The following is an 18001-nucleotide window of genomic DNA, read 5'->3' as shown; positions in this document are numbered from 1 at the left end:
CGAGTTGCGCCGATATATTCTAATAATCGCTGATATATTTTTATGTACTAACGGATTTTATGAGGAAAGGTCGTGATATTATGTGGATACAACAAATGATCCACACGAAACGTGGCACATTTGAACTTTTTACAAAGGGAAATGGCGAACCGCTTTGTATTACACATCACTATTCACAATTCAATGAAACTGGTGATTACTTTGCGGATGTTTTCACTGCTACGCATCGTGTATTGCTCATTAATTTACGAGACGCTGGTAACTCAGCAAAAGCCCAGGTAGAAAACGAATTAAGTATGATTGAAACAATTCACGATTTAGAAGCTATACGAGAAGCATTACAACTTCCAACATGGCATTTCGCTGGTCATTCAACAGGTGGTATGCTTGGACTTTTATATGCGATTACATATCCAAATCCCTTACAATCACTAGTCGTCGTTGGAGCGGCAGCAAGTAATTATACTGAAACACCATTTTGTATTTATCATCCGGAACATCCTCAGTTTCATTATATGCAACAGCTCATTGAAAACTTAAAAAGCCCCCACCTTACAAATGAGGAACGGAAAGAGCTATCTACTAAGAGAACAAAATTATCATTATATAAACCGGAAAACTACAATTCTTATTTTTGTAAACCAATCCAAAAAACTATGTCCGCTAGCCGTATGAATGCTTTCACCAATGAATATCTTTCATTTGATTTAAGAAAGAATTTACCTTCCATCCAAACAAAGACCCTTATTATATGCGGAAGACATGATGTACAGTGCCCAATTCAGTATTCTATCGAGATGCATGATGGCATACGTAATTCTATTTTTGTGATATTTGAAGAGAGTAATCATTATCCTTTTTTAGAAGAAGCTGCTCAATTTATTTCTACTACTCAAGAATTTTATAAATCGTTACACTAGTACCGTTATTATTAAAGAAAGCTCACAGCCTCTATAAGACTATGAGCTTTTTTCAAAAGAAATATTTTATACTAAAAACAACAAGCAGAACAAAACAATCATTAAACCTACATCAAGGAATACTGCCTTTTTATCTCCTTCTTTTATACTCATTATAAAAGAAGAAATGATTTTAATTCCAAAAAAGACCATCATAAATAACCCACCGAAATGATCATTCGTATAATCGTCATCATAAAACATTTGTATTGCGCCTATTAGTAATAAAACAAGTATGATATTAGTTCCAATCTTTAAAATCTTGTTTGATTTATTATCTTTTAATATATCCCCCAAAATGTAGCACGCCCTCTCACACTCTCCTATGTTTTATCTCTCTTTATATTTTAACATGAATTACCTATTATTCCCTTTTGATCACATAAAAAAAACCTGCCAAAACTTTGACAGGTTCCCTACACGTTAAAACGATAACCAGCCCCCCATACCGTTTCGATATATTGCGGGTGAGCAGGATCTCTTTCAATTTTTTCACGTAACTTTCTAATATGAACGACAACAGTTGCTAAATCACCAGCGGAGTCTAATCCCCAAATGCGTTCAAATAGCTGTTCTTTATTTAATACTTGATTTGGGTTTGTGACAAAGAATGTTAATAAATCAAATTCCTTCGTTGTAAACGCAACTTCTTCATTGTTTATAAAAACTTTCCTCGCCCTTTGATCAATAGAGATTCCGTGAATATATAGCGTATCACGTTGCTTACTTACATTTCCTAATAATCTTTCATAACGAGAAATATGGGCTTTTACTCTTGCTACTAGCTCACTCGGGCTAAACGGTTTCGTTATATAATCATCCGCTCCTAAACCGAGCCCGCGAATTTTATCTATATCTTCTTTTTTTGCTGAAACAAGTAAAATCGGAATATCTTTTATAGCTCGAATTTGCTTACAAATTTCAAATCCATTCATTTTCGGAAGCATAATATCTAAAATAATTAAATCGTAGTCTTCTTGCAGGGCCATTTGTAAACCTGTTTCTCCTGAATGTTTGACATCAACTTGAAAATCATTAATTTCTAAATAATCTCGCTGTAATTCTGCAATGCTTACTTCATCTTCTATTAGTAAAATTCTTTTCAATTTACTCACCACATTTCTCTACTTTTTCCAATGAGAAGAAAATGCTTGTGCCTTCCCCAAGCTCGCTTTCCGCCCAAATATTCCCGCCATGTTCTTCAATAATTTGCTTCGCTATCGCTAAGCCAAGTCCACTTCCACCTGTACTAGAATTTCGCGATTTCTCTGCACGATAGAAACGTTCAAAAATATAAGGAAGTGTATCAGATTCTATACCTGATCCGTTGTCCATTACTTTCACAATCACTTTATTGTTATCACTCGATACTGTTACAGTAATTCTCTTTTCTTCTTTATCCATGTATTTCACACTATTATGAATTAAATTTGATATCACTCTATTTATCTTTTCGCAATCAGCCTTTACATAAAGTGGTGATGCATGTAATTGTAAGTTAACTTCTATACCTTCTTTACTTAAATCCATCTGCATCTCTTCTATTAATTCTTGCATAAACATATTTAATTCAACCGTTTCAAACTGAAAGGGAACTCGATTCAAATCGAGCTTTGAGAATAAAAATAATTCATCAATGAGTGTATCCATATGTCTTGCTTTCGTATGGATAGTTGTCAAATACTTATCCATTTTTTCTGGCGTATTTGCTACTCCGTCTTTTATTCCTTCTACATATCCAATAATAGATGTAATCGGTGTTTTTAAATCGTGAGAGATGTTTGAAATGAGCTCTTTTCGATTTTCTTCATACTGCGTTTGCATCTCTATCGATTCTTTTAATTTCTTCCTCATTTCCTCAAATCCTTGATTCAATTGCCCAATTTCATCGTGCGATGTAACTGGTATTTGAAAATCTAAATTTCCTTCTTTAATTTTTTCAGTCGCATCTTTCAATACAAAGATTGGTTTTATAACACTTCTTGAGACGAGGTAACTTAATAATCCAATAAGTAAAATAGCTAACAGTAAAAGTGATACGAACAAAATCGGAAATAACTTTTGTGTAAGATCTACAAATGAACTTTGCTTCTTTAATACAAATATACTCCCCTCTTCTTCCTGAGGAAAATAAAAATCAAACTTTACATATCGATAAAATGTATCGCCTAATTCCGTTGTACCACGACTATTAATATTTGCAGATTCAAATTTCGGAAGGGCTTCCTTTAAAGCCCCTCTTTCAAATACTTTTGTAGCATAAGAAATGGTTTCTCCCTTTCTTACAACAATTTTCACCCCTTCTTTTTCAAGTGATGAAACGAACGATTCATCTAATAGTTGCGATTGATGTTTCTTTGCTGCCGTCTTTAACTCAATATACGCATTCTCTTCTTCTGACGTAAGCGGCTTTTGAATATAGGAGCTTTTATAGAAATTTTTCACTGCTTCCAAGTCACCTGTTATCGAAAAAACGATTAAAAATCCCGCGATTAATATAAGCGTAATGGAAACGAGAATGACAGCGATATAAGAAAATAAAAACCTTGTTTTAATAGACATATGTTACATCCTCACTTTATCAAACCTTATTATTTACAAGCATAAAAATATATGTTCAAATACTCAAGCGATTTTATAGTAATTTTAGCGTCAGTTTATAAAAATTTAATGTTCTTCTTTTACAGTTGAAATGAGGAGGTTGAGATTCCATGTTCAAAAAAACAGTAAGCGTGATATGTTGCGTAATTTTTTTGCAAGGTTGCTCGCAAGAACAAGAAGTTAAAAAGGAGATGCCAAACATGGAGACATCGCTACTAACAGCTACTGAGAAACAAGAAACGAATACTGTTATATCGTTACTCAAAAAAGGGGCTGACATAAATATAACAGACAATAAAGGACGTACCCCTCTTATGATTGCTACATATAAAAATGATGTAAAAACCGCAAAAGTACTTATCGAAGCTGGTGCTGACGTAAATATTCAAGATGATATGAAAAACAATCCCTTTCTATACGCCGGTGCAGAAGGTTACTTGGATATTTTAAAACTAACGATTGATGCCGGCGCAGATCCAGCGCTTACGAATCGTTACGGCGGAACAGCCCTTATCCCTGCCTCAGAACATGGTTATATTGATGTTATAAAAGAACTCCTCACGCGAACAAATATCGATGTAAACCATGTAAATAACCTCGGATGGACAGCTTTAATGGAAGCCATCGTACTAAGTAACGGAAATGAAAAACAACAACAAGTTATCCGCCTTCTTATTGAACACGGTGCAGATGTAAACATTCCAGATAATGATGGTGTTACTCCGCTAGAGCATGCTCGCGCTCATAACTTTGAAGAGATAGAAAAGATTTTGCTAGAAGGACATAAGTAAAACGCTAATTTTTGCCTTCCTCCCCCGCCCTATGCTACATTTAAGCCGTTATATCAATATGAATAGGGTGGGAATACAAATGAACAAACCTAAAATTGGGATGATTGGACTTGGAAGTATTGCACAAAAAGCTTATCTTCCAACACTTACAAAAGAAACAGATTGGAATTTTGTAGGGGCGTTTACACCTAACGCGGAGAAAAGAAAACAAGTTTGCCAGCAATACCGCATTCAAGACTTCCATTCTATTGAAACGTTAGCTTCGGAATGCGATGCAATCTTCGTTCATAGTTCAACTGCATCGCATTATGAAATCGTTTCTGAACTTCTGAAAAAAGGAATCGATGTTTACGTTGATAAGCCGCTAGCTGCTACAGTGGAACAGGCTGAAAAACTAGTCGAGTTGAGCGAAAAGTATAACCGAAAGTTAATGGTCGGATTTAATCGCCGATTCGTTCCTATGTATGTTGCAGCAAAAGAGCAAGCTCATAATATTTCATGGGTTCGAATTGAAAAACACCGCACAAATAAAGTCGGACCATATACGTACGACTTTACGATGTTAGATGATTACTTACATATTGTAGATACCGCTCGCTGGTTAGCTAACGATGAGCTTAACGTCGTTCATAATATGATGCAAATCAATGAAAAGAATGAACTTCTTTACGGACATCATACATATACAACGCCAAGTGGACTGTTACTTTCTACCGCAATGCATCGCCATGCCAGTACAAATTTAGAACAAATTGAACTTGTCACAACAGGAAAAATCATTCGCGTAAAAAACATGAACACATTTGAAGTTGAGCAAGAAAATGCAGTTTCTCAAATTGGTTCCCCATCATGGGATACGACGTTAAAACAACGTGGTTTTGAAGATGCTGTTCATCATTTCATTGAATGTGTGCAAGGAGATACAAAGCCTATTGTAGATGGATTAGAAGGATTAAAAACGCAGCAAATGTTGCAATCTCTTCTGAATGATGTAAACAAAAATTAAAACGGATACATTTTTCAGAATTTACTTTCATTCCCATTCCCTCTTTATTTCTCACGCAAATTTCTATAGAATATGTTGATAGGAATTATAAATTTCATAATGAATCGTGGAAAGGATGGGATTAACACATGTGGAACGAGTTTAAAAAGTTCGCTTTCAAAGGGAATGTCGTTGATTTAGCTGTCGGGGTTGTAATCGGTGCTGCATTCGGTAAAATCGTTAGTTCTTTAGTAAAAGATGTTATTACACCATTACTTGGTATGGTATTAGGTGGCGTTGACTTTACAGATTTAAAACTTACATTTGGTAAGTCATCTATTATGTACGGTAACTTCATCCAAACTATTTTTGATTTCTTAATTATTGCAGCGGCTATCTTTATGTTTGTTAAAGTGTTCAACAAACTAACATCTAAAAAAGAAGAAGAAAAAGAGGAAGAAATTCCAGAACCAACAAAAGAAGAAGAACTTCTTAGCGAAATTCGCGACTTATTAAAACAACAAAACTCTTCTAAAGATAGAGCATAATTGAACGGATAAAAAGGCATGTCCCGAGAGGAACATGCCTTTTTTATATGCTATAACGTTTCCGAATTCATATGAATAAATAAAATAATACCAGCAACCATAAGTACCATAATACTACTTGCAAATAGTGTAATCCCCATAAACATTAAACTTGTGCTCATATCCACCGATACACTTTCAATAAAAATAGAAATTACATACGTGATAAGGGCAATTCCTGCAAGAATACTTCCTGGAACAAATCGCTTTAAACCATTTTGTTTTAACGTCATATATGCAAAAATAGCAGTCATACAAAGCGTAATTATCCAAAGAACGATCATCTCTTCTCCCCCCTCACAAGCCTTTTCTTTCTATTATACATGACATTGCCCTATAATAGTTAAATTTGCACTTATGTGACATATAACAAGGAACAATACCATTTTGTAGCGAAGTCACCAATAAGCCATATACTCGGGAGGATTTCAATTGGAAGATGATATTGTAGGATACTTTAAACAAGTAGAGCGATATGATTATATTATAATTGACTTAGACAAAAGGTTTTTTTACATGGAAGTTGTACAACTAAAAACAAATATAACTTCGCTAAAAATATCACTTAACTTAGATAAAGATGAAACTATTATTGCTGGCAATGTGAAACAATATGATCCTTCTCGGTTAGAACAATTCATACAAAACTTTAAACACATTGCACAAACATGTCTTGAACATAATTTACGAAGTCCTGAAGAACTTTTTGCATTTTGGAAAGGAAATTGACCACCAGAAAAAATGGATATTTTTCATATATATTGATATAATTACCATATATAAATATTCTTTATAAGGGAGTGTTCATAATGATTTGGATTTCACTAATCGTATTAGCCTATTTCATCATTCTCGTCCCAATACAGTATAACTACATTAAAATACTCAAAGAAAAACAGAAGAAAATGAATATGTCACAAAACGAACTATATGACAACATGTCTTATGAAGAATCCCAAATACATTACCATTACCAAAGTAACGTATTTACAATACCTGCTTCACTTGTCGCAAGTATTATTTATAGAGTGAAACATGCAGCATAATATGTACGCTGTAAAATTATTGTTTGAATCTGTTCATTCTGGTGAGTCTGATCCTACAAAAATGGATGAGCATTATGAAGAAAATCACGATACACTTTTTGAAGAAAGTATTATTCTTGTTAAGGCACACAGTTTGAAAGAGGCCCATGCACTAGGTGAACAAATCGCTATACAGTCTGAGCATACGTACGATAATATGTACGGTGAGCAAATAACATGGACGTTTCGAAAACTGTTGCATGTGTTTGAATTAGACGATACCCCATTTGAAACCGGAAAAGAATTATACGCAAGATTTTTACACGTTAAGAAAAATGAAACGGTGGATACTATAGTTCAAACATACTATCCTGAATATAAATAAAAGCTCACAGCAATCGCTGTGAGCTTTTTTATACTTACTTCGTTGAATCTCTAAATTGGATACGGTGAGGTAAGATAACAGTGTGATCTTCCACTTTTTCTTTGTTCATATACTTTGTTAATAGACGCATTGCTACTGCACCGATATCATACATCGGTTGTACAACTGTTGAAAGTTGCGGACGAACCATTAATGCAAGGCGTGTATTATCAAATCCAAGTACTTCTACATCAGTTGGTACGTTTAATCCAGCGTCTTGTGCTGCGTGGATTACACCTAGTGCCATTTCATCAGAAGATACGAAGATCGCTGTTGGCTTCTCATCAAGGCCCCAAAGCTTTTCGAATGCTTCGATACCTGAATCATATGTGTAATCTCCATCTATTACAAGATTTTCATCATATGAAATACCTGCTTCTTCTAGAGCTTTTTTATAACCTTGTAATTTCTTCGCGCTTCCCGCTTTATCAATGAAAGGACCAGAGACGAAACCGATACGCTTATGTCCTTGTTCAATAAAGTGCTTCATTGCGTCGTAAGCTGCTTGTGTATAATCAATGTTTACTGATGGCGTTTCATTTTGCTCATCAAATGACGCTGCTAATACGATTGGTACTGGAGACTTTTTAAATTCTTCAATGTGAATGTCTGTAATATCTTCACCCATGAAAACAATTCCGTCCACTTGTTTTCCAAGCATCGTATTTAATAAATGGAACTCTTTCTCTTTGTTTTGGTCAGAGTTACTTAAAATGATGTTATATTTGTACATTGTTGCGATATCTTCAATTCCACGAGCAAGTTCTGCATAAAACGTATTTGAGATATCAGGAATAATAACACCTACTGTAGTTGTCTTCTTACTTGCTAATCCACGTGCTACCGCATTTGGGCGGTATCCTAAACGATCAATTGCTTCTAATACTTTCTTTCTTGTTGTAGGCTTTACATTTGGGTTACCGTTCACAACGCGTGACACGGTAGCCATTGAAACGTTCGCTTCGCGCGCTACATCATATATTGTTACGTTCATCTCATCGCACACTCCTTCTATTTTTGCTATCTATTTTTATGTATCGGTTACTTGAATGAAAAAAAGACATCAACTCTATTTGCAGATGCCACCAATCGTCCCGAGTTCTTCCTTTTACTAATGATACGATAAAAACGCAGGGTCATACAATATTTTCCCGCAAAAGTTTCGAAAAAATTCGCTTCTTTTCTCGTATTTTCGTATTTTTCATGAAAAAAAGGGTATTTTTTGTAAAAATATAGATGTTTCATAAGTAGAAATCTTATTTTAAGCAGTACGCTAGCTAGTAATTGAAATTTATATCAGCGATTTTTTGAATATATCGACTTACCAACAAAAATCGACAATGATAGGCATTTGATGCGCTGGATCTGGAAGTACTCTACAATTGGCAATAGAAGATCCCATCCCCCTGTAGAATGCGTTACATCGACAATGCAAGGGGTAAATTGAGATTAGTACAGCGGAAATATGGAGCGTATTACGTGACGCCCTGTCCCATCGTCCCCTTTCATTTACAGTAAAAAAAGACAGTTACTCTGTAAACTAAATAAGCAGTAATATCTATTTTTCTTTATAAAGAAAAGAGGAATCATATAATGTTACACATTATATGATTATTGGTACATTGCTCAATGAGAGTGATGTACTTTTTTTATTACATAGCCCTCTTTATGACCTCATATAGAACAACAACATTTTTATAAAAAGGATGTTTACAACAACATTAGTGTGGTTAGACTGGACGGAGAAATATATTTTCACTTTGAGGGGTGCTTATATGAACTTGTATACAGTAAGAGAATTGGCATTAGATTTAAAAAAACATGAAGAAACGATTAAGCGATGGTTACGGTCTGGAAAGTTTCCGAATGCATTTCGCAATAGTGACAAAGAGGGATGGAGAATTCCCGCAGGTGACGTTGAATATATCAAGCAAGAACCAAGATTTGCAAAAGAAAATTTTCACCAAAGTCAAGAAGTTGAACGGAAAAAGGTTGCAGAATTAGAGTTAGTCAAATTGGCATACGAAGCAGTGACACTGGCATCTCCAACACAAGAACTGCTTATTCTTCTGTCAGTTGTTGGGATTAAACGAACCTTAGAAATTTTATTGATTATGCAGCAGTCTACTACTAAAGTGAAAAATCCTGACGGATTTATAAAAAAAGCAATTCGAGAAAATTGGAGTCCGACAACTATCCCCATAAAATTATCAAAGAAACAAAGTAAGCATCTCTATGACCTTACTCAACAGGACTATGAGGCAATGGGGAATCAAAAACAGCATGAATATCAATCAAAAGTTTCTATTTTCAACTGGTTAGAAGAATAAGTGGTTCTGAATATCTAACAGGAGGATTTGAAAATGAGAGATAGTTATTACCACTTACGTTGTCCAAAAGGTGTTCAAAGCCGATATACATTACTTGTGTTTGAGCCAAATAACAAAGTATTTCTACCACTGACAGATTTTTATGATGATGCCAGTAGGAAAATTTCAGAAAGTACAGCGTTATCGTATCTCCAATGCCTTCTGCCTTTCCTCACTTGGTTAAACAAACACAGCAACTATCAAGGAAAACGTGTACAATGGAATGATTTCCCTGAAGCCATAAGAGTCGCTGTAGAAGATTATTTGATGGACGAAATGGCTTGTAAAATACGGGAAAAAGATTCTTTTCGCTTTGTCAATCGTTCCAACAAAAGTCCGAATACCGTTCATCGCTTTCTCTCCGCTCTCAAGTCATTTTATAAGTCCTTGATTACACTGAAACAGTATGGTTATTCGAATCCTCTTATCGACTCTCATGCAATATTGGATGATTATAAACGAAATACCGAAGGTATTGGAGAAAACAAGCCTCGAATGCCTGCTGAAGCAGGAACGGAGAATCCGATCTTACATCGACGTTTAACAGATTCCTACTTTAAACTCATCAACGAGGAATGGCAACCTAAAATTATTGAGGACCCTCTTCTTTATCATAAAGTTAAACAGGCAGGAAATCAGGTGAATTGGTCATTACGAGAAAAAGTTATTGTCCGTATGTTGTTTGAAACTGGAGCAAGAGCTTCTGAGGTAATTGAACTCACCATCGGTGATTATCGTTCTCGTAAATCTTTTGAAGAAGTTAGCACATTTAACAAAGGCAGTTATAGACGTAGAGTGAAATTTCTTCGATTCAGCAAAGACACAGCAAAGCTTTTGTTTCATTATATTAATCAAGAGCGTAAGAAGTTTGACCCTTTAAATCGAGATTTCGATTCTTTACCCAACGATGCCCCTATGTTCCTGACGGAACGAGGAACGTCCCTTTCATATCAAACTTGGTATCCCCATTGGAATAAAGTTATGCATATGATGGATATAAGATTGAATCCACATAAAATAAGACATTGGTTTGTTACAACAAGTATTCGTGAAATCTATAACGTCTCCAAAACAGATACAGAGATTCAACAGCGAAAACATGAACTTATTAAATATATGAAGTGGAAACAAAAAGAGACGATTGAAGTGTACGAACATCACTTTGACGAAGAAAGACACCGAAGTTTTCACGACAATATGTTTATGCATATAGTGGAGCAAGAAAAGAATTATATAAAACAGCAAAAACAAAAAAGAACCAAAAAGTCTTTTCTGGATGTTGTAGATAAAGAAAAAGAGTTAGAAATAGATATACAAGCACTATTGGATGATTTGGAGGACGAATGATGAACAAAACTATGAGTTCACCGAAATCCCCTTTTTATAATGAATTAGCAGGAAAGGTAGATGAATATATTCTTCATTTACAGGATAGCAAAGGGGTGTTTATCTTAGATAAAATAGATGAAACACCTGTGAAATATTTTATCAATCAGTGTTTAAATACACCTTGGAAAAATCATTTATTATTAGTGATGCTTATTAACAGAGAAAGAAATTTGGATGCAAGAACTATAAAAAACATACTCATTGTATTAACAGCAAGATTGAGAGATATATTTAATGCCTATAACTTAAAAGGTTTTGATGATTTCGATGTAGAAAAACACATGTACGATTATTTGAAGGGTCTCATTTATCCTAACCATTCATTCAATCAAAGGAAGAAACTTTTAGACCTTTATAATACTGCTTCCTACCGGTCTGGAAAATGGATTAATGGAAAACTAACTCAAGAACAACAAGAATATTTTGAGCAATTTCTACTCCCTATACCCGCATTTGATAGGCGAGAATTTAGTTTTCATAAACAGGCAAAAGAGCAAGCTCAAAACACTCGTAAGAGTGAAACTGACGCCATTGTCTCTTATCTTCCTCAAATTCGAGCGGAAGCTAATTTCCGCTGGAATCAATTGAAACGGTTACAAGAAGCTTTTCTAACAGCTTGTAAGCAAGCTGAACAGTTACCATTAGAGTTTCATTATGACGAACCTGAACGTATTGGAGAACGATTTTATTTCCGTTTATGGGATAAACCTTCCTTTGTCTTGTACTACAAACAGAAGTTTACAGAATCTATTGTGAAGTCAGCAGAAAAACGTACAGGAACATACTCTGAGACGAATAATCATTATTTTGTGGAATTTGTAAAAGCAGAAAGATTAAAAGATGACGATGTAGCGGAAGGACTATGGTTTACAGAAATCCTTCAAGAAGGTGTATTAGGAAATGGGTTTCTGAATATAAAAGATGAAGAAAAAGAAAGGAAGAGAAAATTCCTATCTTCATGGGGATATGGTTCAGAAGAGAAAGATAGCAATCCTATTCCTTTCTCTTCTATGCACAAAGGTGTTCTATCTTCAAGTAACTTCGTTTCTCTTCACAGCGATAAAGCCGAAGGCATTTTATTTGATGTAAAACCATTTGTTGTCGCAACAACCTTTGGTTTGTTAGCAGTAGATATTTTAACTACCACAGGAGCAAGAGTTAACGAATTATTACAACTTAGTAGTGAAAAAAATTGTCTACAAGCTATCAAGTTAGGTAGCGAGCTAAGATTTTCCTTTTATGCCGTCCCAAAAGGAAGAGATTCTCTCGAATCTTATCCAATCAGTAAACATACCTTTCAATTAATAAAAAGAGTCAATTTAATGCTGAAAGAGCATTACAACGGAGAAATTCCAAGTGTAAAGTATCGTGGTAAAAGAAAGCATTTTTTCCCAGATCCAAAGCCTTATTTCTTTCAATACAATAAAAAAGCACTTGCGGAAGAATCTCTCCATTCATGCATTCGTTTTCTTTTACATGGATTGGTTTTCGAGACCCAAGAAGGGCAACCTGTTGTTCTTAAAACACACTTACTTCGTCATGCATTCGCAACGGAAGCTGTTCAACGTCAGGAAATTCCCGTTGATATTGTAGCAAAAATTCTTCATCAGCGTGATTTGACTGTAACAAGGTACTACTCAGAACCTACCCCAAGTCAAGTGGCTGAAAAAATTGGAGAATTACATGATGGAATTGCCAACTATGTAGACTTAGATGAAGCCGTTCTTCGGAGTCCTGAAGAGCTTCAACAGGAATGGGAGAAACACAAAGCTAAAGTCGGTGTGTACAACAATGTATTAGGTGGAACTTGTGTGACAGATAAAGTATGTCCTGTGAAAATGGCATGTTTAGGGTGTGTAGCAAAAATTCCACAACCTGAAAAGAAAGGTGAGCTTGTTGAGGTAGTGGAATTATCAAAGGATATGGAAAAGCGATTTGCTTCTATGGGATTAACGCTTGAAGTGAATAAGGCAAAACAGATGCGAAAACTTGCAAAAAATGAATTAAAAGAGATTGAATTGATTGAAAAATATCAGGAGGAGCAGACATATGAGCCATACATTTCCTTCAAAAAATAATCGAGCATGGCTTAAAGGAGTTCATAAATCTCGAAGTCAACGTTCATTCCTATTAGGGAAGGAGGCAATTGACCTTCTGGTCAAACAAAACCTCCCTATTACATTAAAAACCATATCGGAGAAGTCTAAAGAAATCGATTCCGAAGGAAAAGGGATTCACTCTAATACAATTATGATAAACCCCGAATTGAATGAATATTATAAACAAAATAGTAAAACATACAAACAGAAATTAAATTCTAATAAGTCTCTACAAAAGCGTTCCGTCCCCTTCACCCCTGTTGATTATCGACGTATACGTTCAGACCGAAATATAGAAAATACGAAACGGAAGTATATGAAGATGTCTAAAAAAGAGCTTGTACAGCGATTAATCTTGGCAGAAAAATATATTGCAGAAAATAATAAAATGTGGGCGGGAAAGCAATTTGAGCAGTTTCAATGACATGGCCTTTTTTATTATTTACAACGTTAAGGAAATTCTAATATTAAAAAGTTCAATTTAAATAGAGAAATTGAACTTTTTTCATTAGAAGAATTATATAATTTTTGAATAGATGACCATCGTAGTAGGTATTGTTAACATTAAAATTGAAGTAAGTACTATTAAGGTTTGTTGAGCATCCCAATTGATATCGCTAAATCCTGTTAGAATAAATAGAAATAAAATTGTACCAAATATGACAAAATAATTCACGAACATCGATTTCCCTAAAATCATCTTCGAACGTTCATCTTTTGGAAATAAGTGTGGGGATAAGTATGCCATCAGTAATTGGTTAATCCCTAATGCGAAAGACATAATAGTAATAGCATCTGGAAATCGACCACTTATTACATCATCAAAATTTATATAAATTGATACACCAGTCACAAATAAGCCGGAAATTAAAAATATAAATCGACTTTCTTTCGCTTTTTTAGTCCTACTCATGACTTAATCCTCCTCATAAATGAATATATCTTCAATTTGACAACTGAATATACGTGCGAGTTTGAAAGCTAACGTAATGGAGGGATTATAACGCTCTTTCTCCAATGAAATAATTGTTTGCCTTGATACATCTAACATCTCAGCTAATTCATCTTGTGTAAAATCGTATTTGGCACGAAATTTTTTTATGTTATTCTTCACTCTTTACACCTACCATCTTAGTAAAGCTAACTTTACGTTAAGTATACTTTACATTGGATTTCCATTTAGGTCAAGTATACTTTACATTTTATGTTTTAAATCATAACCTTTATAATAAATGAAAATAAATTTTTCACTATTTGAGAAAAGCCAATTCAAATGTTATGTCCGCGAATAATAAAGTTATTTCCAAACAGGTTGTGGTAAATGAGGTCATTTGTGGTACAAAAAAAGGATAGAGCATACAGAATTATTCTGTTTGTATCTATCCTCTTCTTTTTCTTATATAATGTGTAACATTATATATTTATTCTTGTTAAAACAAAGATTGATTCAAATTTCTTGAATCTAAATAAAATTAAACACTGTCTTTTTTTATAAGAAGGAAACAAACGGTTTATCGCTGTTTTTCTCTTTTATAACAATTGCCTCAATTTTATTCTCGGACTTTATCTGCAATTGTACTTTTGCATCTTTCGGTAATTGGTCTAACATACTTTGAGCGGCGAGTTGAGTAAGAGCCATTAATTCTGTTTTACCGTTATATTTAATAACAATATCCATATTTAATGTATCCATTTGATTTTTCTTATACGAAACTTTAGCATTTACTGGGATAAAGTCTCCAGGAGAAAAACCTTTCATTGCCTCAGCAAATTTATTTATTTTTTCATTATCTTCTCCATGTGCTTGTGTAAATTCATCGGAAGGATATGAATACGCTTTTTCTTCAATTGCATTCCAATTTCCAAGGTTCGTATCATTCTTTTGAACGGTAGCACTAGCAATATACGTGCCATTTTTTAAAGAACTTGTACTTTCTTGCTTAAAGATAGCAAACGTAATTGGGGATTTATTATACTTGTCATTTTTATGAATAGCTTCAATAAGTTGCTTAGCAACTTCAGTCCCCTTAGACATTGCCTCTTCATTGGATACACTTGAAGACATAGCTAACCCAATTACAACGCCAGATAAACTTAATTCATTTGAATTCTGTTTCCCGAAATAGTCTTGTTCTATAATATTTGTCAAAACAGGTGCTTCTACTTTTGCGACTAGTTCATCAACTAACTTCTCAGGAATATACTGATTTAATTGAAGCACATGGTTTTCTGTATCAAATTGCTCTTTTGCAATATTCATTAAACCATTTTCATACTCTGCTAAATCTAATTTAGAATTTGTTTTTACATTAGCTGTATTTATAACCTTTTGTTCTTTTAAAGGAATTACAGTTCTATAATAATCTTTAGAAACAGCAGTTCTCGGAATCATACTTTTTTCTTTCGTATCCTTTTGTATAACTTCATCCTTCTTACTAATCGTATCATTACTACAAGCTCCTAGTAATAAACTTACGACCGCGAAGGATAATGCCATTTTCTTCATTACTTAAAACCTACTTTCAACAATCTAGTTATTTAATTTGAACTAATAACAGTGTACCATTAAATATATTTCAACAAAAACAAAAAAAAGAAGCAAGCACCTTTCGCTTGCTTCTTTTTACTTAATATTCTCTTCTAAAACATCTTTTTTAATGTTCCAATGAGACGTATTCCATACTACCATCCCATCTTTTATGTATAACACTTGCGGAGATTCATGTTTCATGCTGTACTGTTCTGCAACACGATTCGAAACATCTCTCGCATCTTGTACGTATAAGTAGTACGCTGGTACCGCTCTTTCTTCACTACAATAAGCTTGAAATTCTGTATAAGCACCATGACTAATAGGACATGTTGTACTATGTTTAAAAAGAACATAAGGCTCGTTTTTTTCTACTAGTACTTCAAGCTCTTCAATTGTTTCAAGTTTTGTCATATTCATTACGATTCACCTCTCATACGAAGTCTAGAGCGCTTCTCTTTCTTTTCAGCTTTTTCTCAAGTCTTTCTAATTTACGCTCTTCTTTTTCAACCTTTTTCTCTTGCCTTGTCGCACGATAATGATTGTATACTTCAATTGCTGCGCTACTCCACTGTACAACTTGCGCTACTTTATCTGCATTATTTTCAATTTCGTCCGTAACAGACTCTGATACATTACGAAGTTTCGTATTTAAGGAGTGGATTGTCGTTCCAATTCCATCTACACCCGATACTACTTTATTTAATGATTGTGACTTCTGTTGAATGTCATCAGCTAACGCATTTGTTTTATGTAATAATTGCTCCGTCTCTACGCTAATTCCTTGCATTTGCTTTTCTAAACCTTCTAACGTACTTGCAACGTTTTCTAACGTCTTCTGAACCGATAACAACGTTCTGCATACATACACTACTAATACAGCGAAAGCAACCGCGATAATAGCTGCACTTACATATAAAAGAACTTGCATTTCATCACTTCCTTTATCTTTTTCATACTTTCCCCTATTATACAATCATTTTCCGTTTCGTTCTAATCCCTATCTTTTCATTAGAATTTTCATACTTATTCGTTAACTTTAACATAAATCATTCAACAAATTCCACTAAGTAGGTTACAATAGGAGAGGATACATAATTAGTAGGGAGGCTTTACATATGAAAGATCCACGCATTGAAAAGTTAGCATACAATTTAATTAACTACTCTATTCGCTTACAAAAAGGCGAAAAAGTATTAATTGAAAACTTTGGCTTACAAAAAGAACTTGTAACTGCACTTGTTAAAGAAGCATATGCAGCTGGTGGTTTCCCATTCGTTTCTTTAAAAGATCATCAAGTAGATCGCTCTTTATTAATGGGTGCTACTGAAGAACATTTTGAACAAATCGCTGCATATGAAGCAAGCGTAATGAAAGATATGGACGCTTATATCGGTCTTCGCTCTGGCGATAACATTAACGAACAAGCTGACGTGCCAAGTGAAAGAATGCAAATTCATGGTCAAACAGTTGGTAAGAAAGTTCATAGAGACATTCGCGTTCCAAAAACACGCTGGGTTGTTCTTCGCTACCCAAATGCTTCTATGGCGCAGCTTGCTAAAATGAGCACAGAAGCTTTCGAAGACTTCTACTTCGAAGTTTGTAACTTAGACTACGGTAAAATGGATAAGGCGATGGATAGCCTTGTTACATTAATGAATAAAACAGATAAAGTGCGCCTAACTGGACCTGGAACTGACTTAACATTCTCTATTAAAGACATTCCAGCAATTAAATGCTCAGGTCATTTAAACATTCCAGACGGTGAAGTATACTCTGCACCAGTTCGTGATTCTGTTAACGGTACAGTTTCTTACAACACGCCATCTCCTTACAACGGTTATACATTTGAAAATGTACAACTTAAGTTCGAGAACGGACAAATCGTTGAAGCAACTGCAAACGATACAGAGCGCATTAACAAAATCTTCGATACAGACGAAGGCGCACGCTACGTTGGTGAGTTCGCAATTGGCGTAAACCCATACATCTTACATCCAATGGGAGATATCCTATTCGATGAAAAAATCGATGGCAGCTTCCACTTCACTCCTGGACAAGCTTACGACGATGCTTGGAACGGTAACAACTCGAACATTCACTGGGATTTAGTATGCATCCAACGCCCTGAATACGGCGGCGGCGAAATTTACTTCGACGACGTACTAATCCGTAAAGACGGACGCTTCGTTGTACCTGAATTAGAAGCTTTAAATCCAGAGAACTTAAAATAATGAAAAAC

21 protein-coding genes and 1 pseudogene are annotated in these 18001 nt (G+C 34.6%); 12 read left to right on the top strand and 10 right to left on the bottom strand.

Annotated features, from left to right (window positions below; translation table 11 throughout):
• Positions 1 to 59: 59 nt before the first annotated feature.
• Complete coding sequence (locus tag QCI73_RS04265) at positions 60 to 920, top strand: alpha/beta fold hydrolase (RefSeq protein ID WP_327922354.1); 861 nt, start codon at positions 60 to 62, stop codon at positions 918 to 920.
• A 66-nt stretch (positions 921 to 986) separates the two neighbouring features.
• Here the strand turns inward: QCI73_RS04265 and QCI73_RS04260 are convergent, their stop codons facing one another.
• The 3 genes from QCI73_RS04260 to QCI73_RS04250 all read right to left on the bottom strand — a co-directional run bounded on the left by QCI73_RS04260 (position 987) and on the right by QCI73_RS04250 (position 3521).
• A complete protein-coding gene (locus QCI73_RS04260) occupies positions 987 to 1256 on the bottom strand; it encodes a hypothetical protein (protein WP_000502328.1) in 270 nt (89 codons plus the stop codon).
• Positions 1257 to 1375: 119 nt separating this feature from the next.
• Positions 1376 to 2065, bottom strand: coding sequence for a response regulator transcription factor (locus tag QCI73_RS04255; RefSeq protein WP_353822560.1), 690 nt, complete (start codon positions 2063 to 2065; stop codon positions 1376 to 1378).
• Position 2066: 1 nt separating this feature from the next.
• Positions 2067 to 3521: a sensor histidine kinase gene (locus QCI73_RS04250; protein ID WP_353822559.1), complete on the bottom strand. Its 1455-nt coding sequence runs from the start codon at positions 3519 to 3521 to the stop codon at positions 2067 to 2069.
• Positions 3522 to 3670: 149 nt separating this feature from the next.
• Between QCI73_RS04250 and QCI73_RS04245 the strand changes: the two genes are divergently transcribed.
• From QCI73_RS04245 to mscL, 3 genes are all read left to right on the top strand, one after another.
• Positions 3671 to 4351, top strand: a complete 681-nt coding sequence (locus QCI73_RS04245) for an ankyrin repeat domain-containing protein (protein WP_353822558.1) — start codon at positions 3671 to 3673, stop codon at positions 4349 to 4351.
• Positions 4352 to 4430: 79 nt separating this feature from the next.
• The gene (locus tag QCI73_RS04240; RefSeq protein ID WP_353822557.1) at positions 4431 to 5357 is read left to right on the top strand and encodes a Gfo/Idh/MocA family protein; all 927 of its coding nucleotides are present in this window, start codon (positions 4431 to 4433) and stop codon (positions 5355 to 5357) included.
• 128 nt (positions 5358 to 5485) lie between these two features.
• Entirely contained in the window at positions 5486 to 5884 is a 399-nt protein-coding gene (mscL, locus tag QCI73_RS04235) for a large-conductance mechanosensitive channel protein MscL (RefSeq protein WP_000267018.1), read from the top strand.
• A 50-nt stretch (positions 5885 to 5934) separates the two neighbouring features.
• On the opposite strand, the gene QCI73_RS04230 is transcribed toward mscL, so the two are convergent.
• Positions 5935 to 6207 (bottom strand): DUF3917 domain-containing protein, encoded by a 273-nt coding sequence (locus QCI73_RS04230; protein ID WP_000636593.1) that lies wholly within the window; start codon positions 6205 to 6207, stop codon positions 5935 to 5937.
• Between the two features lie 148 nt (positions 6208 to 6355).
• Between QCI73_RS04230 and dhp61 the strand changes: the two genes are divergently transcribed.
• The 3 genes from dhp61 to QCI73_RS04215 all read left to right on the top strand — a co-directional run bounded on the left by dhp61 (position 6356) and on the right by QCI73_RS04215 (position 7333).
• Positions 6356 to 6652 carry a protein Dhp61 gene (gene dhp61, locus QCI73_RS04225; protein WP_327922349.1) on the top strand — a complete coding sequence of 99 codons (297 nt, stop codon included), beginning with the start codon at positions 6356 to 6358 and terminating at the stop codon, positions 6650 to 6652.
• An 80-nt stretch (positions 6653 to 6732) separates the two neighbouring features.
• Positions 6733 to 6969, top strand: a complete 237-nt coding sequence (locus QCI73_RS04220; protein WP_000637881.1) for a DUF3949 domain-containing protein — start codon at positions 6733 to 6735, stop codon at positions 6967 to 6969.
• Position 6970: 1 nt separating this feature from the next.
• Positions 6971 to 7333, top strand: a complete 363-nt coding sequence (locus tag QCI73_RS04215; RefSeq protein WP_353824089.1) for a DUF4288 domain-containing protein — start codon at positions 6971 to 6973, stop codon at positions 7331 to 7333.
• A gap of 34 nt (positions 7334 to 7367) precedes the next feature.
• Here QCI73_RS04215 and ccpA read toward each other — a convergent pair whose 3' ends face one another.
• On the bottom strand, positions 7368 to 8366 hold the full coding sequence (ccpA, locus tag QCI73_RS04210) for a catabolite control protein A (protein ID WP_001103293.1): 999 nt from the start codon (positions 8364 to 8366) through the stop codon (positions 7368 to 7370).
• Positions 8367 to 9147: 781 nt separating this feature from the next.
• Between ccpA and QCI73_RS04205 the strand changes: the two genes are divergently transcribed.
• Genes QCI73_RS04205 through QCI73_RS04190 form a run of 4 tightly spaced genes read left to right on the top strand, consistent with a single transcriptional unit; the run spans position 9148 to position 13653 of the window.
• Positions 9148 to 9702, top strand: coding sequence for a helix-turn-helix domain-containing protein (locus QCI73_RS04205; protein ID WP_353822556.1), 555 nt, complete (start codon positions 9148 to 9150; stop codon positions 9700 to 9702).
• A gap of 33 nt (positions 9703 to 9735) precedes the next feature.
• Positions 9736 to 11088 (top strand): tyrosine-type recombinase/integrase, encoded by a 1353-nt coding sequence (locus QCI73_RS04200; protein WP_353822555.1) that lies wholly within the window; start codon positions 9736 to 9738, stop codon positions 11086 to 11088.
• Positions 11088 to 13208 (top strand): site-specific integrase, encoded by a 2121-nt coding sequence (locus tag QCI73_RS04195; RefSeq protein WP_353822554.1) that lies wholly within the window; start codon positions 11088 to 11090, stop codon positions 13206 to 13208. Before QCI73_RS04200 ends, QCI73_RS04195 begins: the two co-directional genes overlap by 1 nt.
• Positions 13180 to 13653 (top strand): hypothetical protein, encoded by a 474-nt coding sequence (locus QCI73_RS04190; protein ID WP_353822553.1) that lies wholly within the window; start codon positions 13180 to 13182, stop codon positions 13651 to 13653. Before QCI73_RS04195 ends, QCI73_RS04190 begins: the two co-directional genes overlap by 29 nt.
• A 93-nt stretch (positions 13654 to 13746) precedes the next feature.
• Here QCI73_RS04190 and QCI73_RS04185 read toward each other — a convergent pair whose 3' ends face one another.
• From QCI73_RS04185 to QCI73_RS04165, 5 genes and pseudogenes are all read right to left on the bottom strand, one after another.
• Complete coding sequence (locus tag QCI73_RS04185; protein ID WP_353822552.1) at positions 13747 to 14142, bottom strand: hypothetical protein; 396 nt, start codon at positions 14140 to 14142, stop codon at positions 13747 to 13749.
• Positions 14143 to 14145: 3 nt separating this feature from the next.
• Positions 14146 to 14343 carry a helix-turn-helix transcriptional regulator gene (locus QCI73_RS04180; RefSeq protein ID WP_197235851.1) on the bottom strand — a complete coding sequence of 66 codons (198 nt, stop codon included), beginning with the start codon at positions 14341 to 14343 and terminating at the stop codon, positions 14146 to 14148.
• A gap of 375 nt (positions 14344 to 14718) precedes the next feature.
• A complete protein-coding gene (locus QCI73_RS04175; RefSeq protein WP_000738019.1) occupies positions 14719 to 15735 on the bottom strand; it encodes a CamS family sex pheromone protein in 1017 nt (338 codons plus the stop codon).
• A 117-nt stretch (positions 15736 to 15852) separates the two neighbouring features.
• Positions 15853 to 16179 carry a bacillithiol system redox-active protein YtxJ gene (gene ytxJ / locus QCI73_RS04170; protein WP_074606466.1) on the bottom strand — a complete coding sequence of 109 codons (327 nt, stop codon included), beginning with the start codon at positions 16177 to 16179 and terminating at the stop codon, positions 15853 to 15855.
• A pseudogene (locus QCI73_RS04165) lies at positions 16179 to 16690 on the bottom strand (DUF948 domain-containing protein). Before QCI73_RS04165 ends, ytxJ begins: the two are co-directional and overlap by 1 nt.
• 187 nt (positions 16691 to 16877) lie before the next feature.
• On the opposite strand from QCI73_RS04165, the gene QCI73_RS04160 reads away from it, so the two are divergent.
• Positions 16878 to 17993: an aminopeptidase gene (locus QCI73_RS04160; RefSeq protein WP_000654739.1), complete on the top strand. Its 1116-nt coding sequence runs from the start codon at positions 16878 to 16880 to the stop codon at positions 17991 to 17993.
• Positions 17994 to 18001: the final 8 nt, after the last annotated feature.

The sequence above is a fragment of the Bacillus cereus group sp. MG16 genome (genome assembly GCF_040459875.1).
GTDB classification, from domain to species: Bacteria; Bacillota; Bacilli; order Bacillales; family Bacillaceae_G; genus Bacillus_A; species Bacillus_A paranthracis.
This window is presented reverse-complemented; position numbering and strand designations above follow the sequence as displayed.

Bases quoted from the DNA above. Each gene is read 5' to 3' on its own strand.
- QCI73_RS04245 (WP_353822558.1), top strand. From the start codon at position 3,671: ATGTTCAAAAAAACAGTAAGCGTGATATGTTGCGTAATTTTTTTGCAA.
- ccpA (WP_001103293.1), bottom strand. From the start codon at position 8,366: ATGAACGTAACAATATATGATGTAGCGCGCGAAGCGAACGTTTCAATG.
- QCI73_RS04240 (WP_353822557.1), top strand. From the start codon at position 4,431: ATGAACAAACCTAAAATTGGGATGATTGGACTTGGAAGTATTGCACAA.
- QCI73_RS04185 (WP_353822552.1), bottom strand. From the start codon at position 14,142: ATGAGTAGGACTAAAAAAGCGAAAGAAAGTCGATTTATATTTTTAATT.
- QCI73_RS04220 (WP_000637881.1), top strand. From the start codon at position 6,733: ATGATTTGGATTTCACTAATCGTATTAGCCTATTTCATCATTCTCGTC.
- QCI73_RS04230 (WP_000636593.1), bottom strand. From the start codon at position 6,207: ATGATCGTTCTTTGGATAATTACGCTTTGTATGACTGCTATTTTTGCA.
- QCI73_RS04250 (WP_353822559.1), bottom strand. From the start codon at position 3,521: ATGTCTATTAAAACAAGGTTTTTATTTTCTTATATCGCTGTCATTCTC.
- QCI73_RS04265 (WP_327922354.1), top strand. From the start codon at position 60: ATGAGGAAAGGTCGTGATATTATGTGGATACAACAAATGATCCACACG.
- QCI73_RS04175 (WP_000738019.1), bottom strand. From the start codon at position 15,735: ATGAAGAAAATGGCATTATCCTTCGCGGTCGTAAGTTTATTACTAGGA.
- QCI73_RS04215 (WP_353824089.1), top strand. From the start codon at position 6,971: ATGTACGCTGTAAAATTATTGTTTGAATCTGTTCATTCTGGTGAGTCT.
- QCI73_RS04160 (WP_000654739.1), top strand. From the start codon at position 16,878: ATGAAAGATCCACGCATTGAAAAGTTAGCATACAATTTAATTAACTAC.
- QCI73_RS04200 (WP_353822555.1), top strand. From the start codon at position 9,736: ATGAGAGATAGTTATTACCACTTACGTTGTCCAAAAGGTGTTCAAAGC.
- QCI73_RS04205 (WP_353822556.1), top strand. From the start codon at position 9,148: ATGAACTTGTATACAGTAAGAGAATTGGCATTAGATTTAAAAAAACAT.
- QCI73_RS04195 (WP_353822554.1), top strand. From the start codon at position 11,088: ATGAACAAAACTATGAGTTCACCGAAATCCCCTTTTTATAATGAATTA.
- ytxJ (WP_074606466.1), bottom strand. From the start codon at position 16,179: ATGAATATGACAAAACTTGAAACAATTGAAGAGCTTGAAGTACTAGTA.
- QCI73_RS04190 (WP_353822553.1), top strand. From the start codon at position 13,180: ATGAGCCATACATTTCCTTCAAAAAATAATCGAGCATGGCTTAAAGGA.
- mscL (WP_000267018.1), top strand. From the start codon at position 5,486: ATGTGGAACGAGTTTAAAAAGTTCGCTTTCAAAGGGAATGTCGTTGAT.